Source organism: Allobosea sp. 10L422 (assembly GCF_056395345.1).
Genome location: NZ_JBFTJI010000018.1, coordinates 52,245 through 58,540, shown reverse-complemented (window position 1 = coordinate 58,540; position 6,296 = coordinate 52,245). Strand labels below are relative to the sequence as shown.

Here is a 6,296-nt window from a genome sequence, read left to right as displayed (position 1 = left end):
CCGAGGCAGAGCGCCAACTTGTGCTTGGTTGCCTCGAAATCCTGGCTGGCGAGGAGCTCGCGCAGGAAGACGGTCTCGCGCTTGCTGTTGGGCAATTCGATGCCGATGGCGTTCTTGCCCTGCACCACCGCGACACGGGCCGAGACCGCRCTCATCGAACGCGCGATGTCGTCAGCCAGCGARATCACCCGCGACGACTTCGTCCCCGGAGCAGGCTCAAGCTCATAGAGGGTGACCACCGGGCCGGGCCGGACCTGCGTGATCTCGCCGCGAACGCCGAAGTCCTCGAGCACGCCTTCAAGCAGTGTCGCGTTCTGCTCCAGCGCGTCGGTCGAGACGGCGTTGGCCGCGACCTTTTTCGGCTCGGCCAGATAGGTCAGCGGCGGCAGCTCGAAGCCTTCCCGGTCGAGGAGCGAGGGCTGCGCCTCGCGCTGCATACGCTTGCCGGGTTTGGGCGCCGCGCGCGGCATGGCCACCCGCGGCGCGTTGAGATCGCGCAGATCCTGCGGATCGTCATCGAGATCGAAGGGGGCGTCGATGTCATCCTGAGCCCGGCCCTTCGCCAGGGAGGGACGCGCGCCCGGAAGCGGTTCGGGATCGAACTCGGGAAGGCTGCGGCGGCTGGCGGGCGCTTCGCCGAACTGCGGCTCGCGGCGCACGCGGCCGCTTTCATCGCGCGGGACGACGCCTCGATCGACGGCGGGTTCGGGTGGCTGCGGCAGGCGGCGCAGGATGGCGGCGCGCAGGGCCATGGCGCCATGGGCGAGCCAGCCGATCAGGATCACGGTAATGCCGGGCTCGTCGTCACGGCGCTCCTCGCCGTCCGACCAGCTATCCTCGGCCTCGTCGCCATCGAGCGCAGAGTCGTCGTCGGTGACGAAGCCGAAGCCGGCGGCGGCGGTGACGGCGAGAATGGCGATGCCGGCATAGAGGAAACCGACGAGGCTGCCGACGGCGCTGCCGGCAATGCCGGCGATGTTGCGTGTGCCGAAGAGCAGCCCGTCGCCGATGACGCCTCCCATGCCGGTCGGCAGCGGCCAGCGCGGCGTGGCCGGCAAGGCGCTGGCCACGGCGGCGGTCGCAGCGACGCCGACGACCCAGAGGCCGAGCTTGAGCGCGCCGCGATCGAAGAGATGGAAGCGCATGAGCCTAAGCGCCCAGATCATCGGCGGGAAGAGCAATGCGATGACGCCAAGGCCGATGAGCTGCATCAGCAGATCGGCGACCATGGCGCCGGGGCGCCCGAGCCAGTTGCGAACGGCGCCGCTGGTGGCGTTGTTCAGGCTGGGATCATCGACCGACCAGCTCGCGAGCGCGACGGCGATCGCGACCATCAGGGCCAGCACGCCAAGCCCGGTCAGCTCCGAGGCACGGCGCGACAGGAACTCCCGCACCGGATCGGGCAGGCGGTCCATGAGCGATTGGGAGCGGCGAATGGTGCGCATGCGGCTTTCGGGTCGTGTCCGGACTGTCGGGCCGCATCATTCCGGCCATCAGGAAGAGGTTAGGAAGGCGAGGTTAAGACCCGCTTAACCTTGAACGCTATGCACCGCCTCCCGCCGCCGGATGTCGGGAGGCCGCGGAGCCGGAGCGCGCGGGGCCGGCGGCAAGAAGAGAAAACCCCGGCGGTTGCCCGCCGGGGTCCGGGATTCACGTGAAACCTGCAGGAGATCACATATTGTAAGCGCGCTCGCCGTGCTCGGCGATGTCGAGACCCTCGCGCTCTTCATCGGTGGTGACGCGCAGGCCGACGATCACGTCGACGATCTTGTAGAGGATCGCCGAGCCAACGCCGCTGAACACCAGCGTGAACAGCACCGCCTTCACCTGCGCCATGACGGCCGGGCCGAACTCGTAGGCGGCGACGACGAGTTCGCCGGGCTTGCTTGAATAATCCGGGATACCCCCGCCGCCGAGAGCGGTGTTGACCAGGATGCCGGTCGCGATCGCGCCGATGATGCCGCCGACGCAGTGGATGCCGAAGACGTCGAGCGAGTCGTCATAGCCGAGCGCGTTCTTCACCGTCGTGCAGAAGACGAAGCACACGACACCGACGACGAGCCCGAGGACGATCGAGCCCATCGGGCCGGCGAAGCCGGCSGCCGGGGTGACGGCGACGAGGCCGGCGACCGCGCCCGAGACCATGCCGAGCAKCGAGGGCTTGCCCTTGACCGCCCAYTCGACRAAGAGCCAGCCCAGCGCGGCGGCTGCCGTGGCGACGAAGGTGTTGATCATGGCGAGCGCGGCGGTGCCGTTGGCTTCGAGGTTCGAGCCGGCGTTGAAGCCGAACCAGCCGACCCAGAGCAGCGCCGCGCCGATCAGAGTCATCGTCAGCGAGTGCGGCGCCATCAGCTCCTTGCCGAAGCCGATGCGCTTGCCCATCAGAATGCAGCCGACGAGGCCGGCGATGCCAGCGTTGATGTGGACCACCGTGCCGCCGGCGAAGTCGAGCGCGCCCCATTTGAAGAGCATGCCGGCATCGGCATTGACCGCGTCGAGCGCGGACTGCGCCGCAGCCTTGCCGTCCGCGCCGGCCTCGGCCAGCGCCTTGGCGGCGTTGCCGACCGCGTCAGGCCCGCCCCAGTACCAGACCATGTGGGCCATCGGGAAATAAATGAAGGTGACCCAGAGCACCGTGAACAGCAGCAGCGCGGAGAACTTCATGCGTTCCGCGAAGGCGCCGACGATCAGCGCCGGCGTGATGCAGGCGAAGGTCATCTGGAAGCAGATATAGACGAATTCGGGGATGTAGACCCCGTTCGAGAACGTGCCCGCCACGGTGGTTGCGTCGACGCCGCGCAGGAAGGCCTTCGAGAAGCCGCCGACGAAGTCGTTCAGCCCGCCGCCATTGGTGAAGGCGAGCGAATAGCCATAGGCGACCCAGAGGATGCAGACGACGCTGACGATGGCGAAGACCTGGGTCAGCACCGAGAGCATGTTCTTGGAACGGACGAGGCCGCCATAGAAGAGGGCGAGGCCCGGGATCGTCATGAGCAGGACGAGGATCGTCGAGCTCATCATGAAGGCGACGTCGCCCTTGTTGGGAACGGGCGGGGCGGCCGCCGGGGCCTGGGCGAGCGCGACGCCGGCCGAAACGGCGGCCAGTGCGAGGCCGATCGATCCGGCCCGCAGGGAAGTCCTCAAATTCATCGTCTAAAACTCCTGAAGGGTCGGGCTCAGAGGGCGTCGGCGTCGGTCTCGCCGGTGCGGATGCGCACGGCTCTCTCGATCGAGGAAACGAAGATCTTGCCGTCACCGATCTGGCCGGTGCGGGCCGCGGCGGTGATCGCCTCGATCACCTGCGGGACGAGCTCGTCGGAGACAGCGACCTCGATCTTGATCTTCGGCAGGAAGCTCACGGCATATTCGGCGCCGCGATAGATTTCCGTATGCCCCTTCTGGCGACCGTAGCCTTTGACTTCGGTCACCGTCAGGCCGTGCACGCCGATGGCGGTGAGCGCGTCGCGCACCTCCTCCAGCTTGAACGGCTTGATGATTGCCATCACGATTTTCATGTGCTGGGTTTCCCCGTTTGCGCCGCCCGGTCGTCAGCCCCGGCGATCTCGTTGCACCTCGCGCGCCCTGCGGTCGCAGTGCGTCGCACCATGCAATTCAAGGGACGTGCCAACCCGCTCCGGGAGCCTCAAGGGGGCATCCGGAGGTCAAATGAGGGGAATCAGATGTTGGGAAAGCAGGCTCTGCCTAGAAAATAGGCATGAGATTATCGGAGAAGCATGCGCCCAAAATATCGTCAGCCCAGATCCGGCCGGGGCCGGATGAGCCCTTCCTGGGCGACGGAGGCGACGAGGCGGCCCTGCCGATCGAAGACGAGGCCGCGCGAGAAGCCCCGGGCGCCCGAGGTCGAAGGGCTGTCCTGCGAGTAGAGAAGCCACTCATCGGCCCGGAACGGACGATGGAACCACAATGCATGGTCGAGGCTGGCGCCCTGGATCTTCTGGTCGAAGACCGTGGTGCCGTGCGCGATCAGGCTGGAATCGAGCAGCATCAGGTCGGAGGCATAGGCCAGCACGCTCTGATGGAAAGCCGGCTCGTCCGGAAGGGTTTCCATCGCCCGGATCCAGACGTTGAACTTCGGCTCCATCTTGCCGCCGGTGCGATAACGCTCGAGTTCGACAGGGCGGATCTCGATCGGCCGCTTGCGCTGATAATAGGCCTGTATGGCATCCGGCATATGCGGCAGGACGCTCTTGGCCATCTCCTCCCGATCCGGCAGCTCTTCCGGCATCGGCACGCTCGGCATCGGCATCTGGTGCTCGAAGCCGGGCTCGTCGACCTGGAAGGAAGCGGACATGGCGAAGATCGCCTCGCCCTTCTGGATGGCGAGCACGCGCCGCGTCGTGAAGGACCGGCCGTCGCGCAGCCGGTCGACTTCATAGACGATCGGAATCTCCGGGTCGCCAGGCAGCAGGAAATAGGCATGCAGCGAATGCGGCTGCCGGCCCTCCACCGTCTTGCAGGCGGCATAAAGCGACTGCGCGATGACCTGCCCGCCGAAGACGCGCGGCCAGTTCGACTTGGGGCTGCGACCGCGGAACAGGTTGCGCTCGAGCGGCTCGAGGTCGAGAATCGCCGTCAGGGAGGCGCTGATCTGGGACATGGCGGCGGGCATCGCGGTCAGTTGACGGAGCGGCTGGCGGCCCCCACAGGAACAGCCGGTTCGTCTCGCATCAGCAACGAGGCGTCCCGTGCCGTCAAGACGCTTGCCGAAGGAGCAGCAGCATGGCCATCGAGCGGGATTCCGACATGGGCATCGTCATCGCGGGTGGGGGAATCGCGGGGCTGACCCTGGCGCTGGCGCTGAAGCAGGCGCTGGGGAACGATTTCGCGATTACGCTGGCCGATCCGGCGCTGGCTGCGCCGCCGCGCGCCGACAACCGCGCCTACGCGGTGGCGGCCGGTGCCCGCGCGATGTTGGAGACGCTGGGCATCTGGGACGCCGTCGCAGGCTCTGCGCAGGCGATGATGGAGATGATCGTCTCGGACAGCCGCACGAATGATGCGGTGCGCCCGGTCTTCCTGACCTTCGACGGCGAGGTCGAGCCCGGCCAGCCCTTCGCCCATATGGTGGAGAACGCAGCGCTGGTGGCCGCGCTCAAGGCGGCCTGCGAGCGGGAAGGCGTCGAGCTGCGCGCGACCGGGGTGCGCCGTTTCACGGCAGAAGAAGCTGCGGTTGGGGTCGTCTTCGGTGACGGCTCGCGCGGCGAGGCTACGCTGCTGGTCGCTGCCGACGGCGCGCGCTCGAAGCTGCGCGAGCAGGCCGGCATCGGCTGGGTCGGCTGGGGCTATGGCCAGTCCGGCATCGTCGCGACGATCGGGCATGAGCGTCCGCATGGCGGCCGGGCCGTCGAACATTTCCTGCCGTCCGGCCCCTTCGCGATCCTGCCGCTCGCCGATGGTGGCACCCTCGGCCACCGCTCCTCGATCGTCTGGACCGAGAGGAGGGAGAATGTCCCGGCCCTGCTCTCGCTCGATGCTGCCGACCTGCTGGCCGAGATCGAGACGCGTTTCGGGCTCGAGCTTGGCGAGATCACGCTCGAAAGCGCTGTGAGCGCGCATCCGCTCGGCTTCGGTGTGGCCCGGCGCTTCGTGGCTGAGCGATTCGCGCTGCTCGGGGATGCCGCGCATCTGATCCACCCCATCGCGGGGCAGGGACTCAACCTCGGACTCAAGGATGTCGCGGCGCTGGCCGAGACCATCGTCGATGCGGCCCGGCTCGGGCTCGATCCCGGCTCGCTCGACGTGCTCGAAGGCTATGAGAAGGCCCGCCGCTTCGACACCGTGGCGATGGGCGCGGTCACTGACGGGCTGAACCGGCTGTTCTCGAACGATGCGACGCCGATCAGGCTGGCGCGTGACTTCGGCCTGGGGGTCGTCGACCGGCTTCCGGGACTGAAGCGGTTCTTCATCCGCGAGGCAGCGGGTGTCGCGGGCGCGCCGCCTCGGCTGCTCAGGGGCGAGTTGCTTTGACGGCCGTCATGGTCGGGCTTGACCCGACCATCTCGGAAACCAGAGCCTTCTCGTCCTGAGATTCTCGGGTCGCCGCTATGCGGCGCCCCGAGAATGACGACTGGTCTCAATCCTCCAGCGGCCGGGCCTCTTCCGGCAGCATGATCGGGATGCCGTCACGGATCGGATAGGCGAGCTTCGCCGCCCGGCTGATCAGCTCCTGCTTCGCGGCATCGTATTCGAGCGTCGCCTTGGTCAGCGGGCAGACCAGGATTTCGAGCAGCTTGGGGTCGATACGGGTGCTGCGGTCGGCTTCGGTCATTCGGTTC

6 protein-coding genes are annotated in these 6,296 nt (G+C 67.5%); 1 reads left to right on the top strand and 5 read right to left on the bottom strand.

Annotation, left to right across the window (positions count from 1 at the left end; translation table 11 throughout):
* The 4 genes from AC1DEZ_RS25655 to tesB all read right to left on the bottom strand — a co-directional run.
* The coding region (locus AC1DEZ_RS25655) for a DNA translocase FtsK (protein WP_476781050.1) at positions 1–1,445 on the bottom strand (1,445 nt) is incomplete at its 3' end.
* A 226-nt stretch (positions 1,446–1,671) separates the two neighbouring features.
* Positions 1,672–3,150 carry an ammonium transporter gene (locus AC1DEZ_RS25650; protein WP_476781049.1) on the bottom strand — a complete coding sequence of 493 codons (1,479 nt, stop codon included), beginning with the start codon at positions 3,148–3,150 and terminating at the stop codon, positions 1,672–1,674.
* A 26-nt stretch (positions 3,151–3,176) separates the two neighbouring features.
* Positions 3,177–3,515, bottom strand: coding sequence for a P-II family nitrogen regulator (locus AC1DEZ_RS25645; protein WP_441514255.1), 339 nt, complete (start codon positions 3,513–3,515; stop codon positions 3,177–3,179).
* 236 nt (positions 3,516–3,751) lie between these two features.
* Positions 3,752–4,618 carry an acyl-CoA thioesterase II gene (gene tesB / locus AC1DEZ_RS25640; RefSeq protein WP_476781048.1) on the bottom strand — a complete coding sequence of 289 codons (867 nt, stop codon included), beginning with the start codon at positions 4,616–4,618 and terminating at the stop codon, positions 3,752–3,754.
* Positions 4,619–4,740: 122 nt separating this feature from the next.
* On the opposite strand from tesB, the gene AC1DEZ_RS25635 reads away from it, so the two are divergent.
* Positions 4,741–5,988: a ubiquinone biosynthesis hydroxylase gene (locus AC1DEZ_RS25635; RefSeq protein WP_476781047.1), complete on the top strand. Its 1,248-nt coding sequence runs from the start codon at positions 4,741–4,743 to the stop codon at positions 5,986–5,988.
* 106 nt (positions 5,989–6,094) lie between these two features.
* On the opposite strand, the gene AC1DEZ_RS25630 is transcribed toward AC1DEZ_RS25635, so the two are convergent.
* Positions 6,095–6,289, bottom strand: a complete 195-nt coding sequence (locus AC1DEZ_RS25630; RefSeq protein ID WP_441514258.1) for a Trm112 family protein — start codon at positions 6,287–6,289, stop codon at positions 6,095–6,097.
* Positions 6,290–6,296: the final 7 nt, after the last annotated feature.

What these genes read in the sequence shown, in the direction of transcription:
- AC1DEZ_RS25645 (WP_441514255.1), bottom strand. Translation starts at nt 3,515, where the DNA reads ATGAAAATCGTGATGGCAATCATCAAGCCGTTCAAGCTGGAGGAGGTG.
- tesB (WP_476781048.1), bottom strand. Translation starts at nt 4,618, where the DNA reads ATGTCCCAGATCAGCGCCTCCCTGACGGCGATTCTCGACCTCGAGCCG.
- AC1DEZ_RS25635 (WP_476781047.1), top strand. Translation starts at nt 4,741, where the DNA reads ATGGCCATCGAGCGGGATTCCGACATGGGCATCGTCATCGCGGGTGGG.
- AC1DEZ_RS25630 (WP_441514258.1), bottom strand. Translation starts at nt 6,289, where the DNA reads ATGACCGAAGCCGACCGCAGCACCCGTATCGACCCCAAGCTGCTCGAA.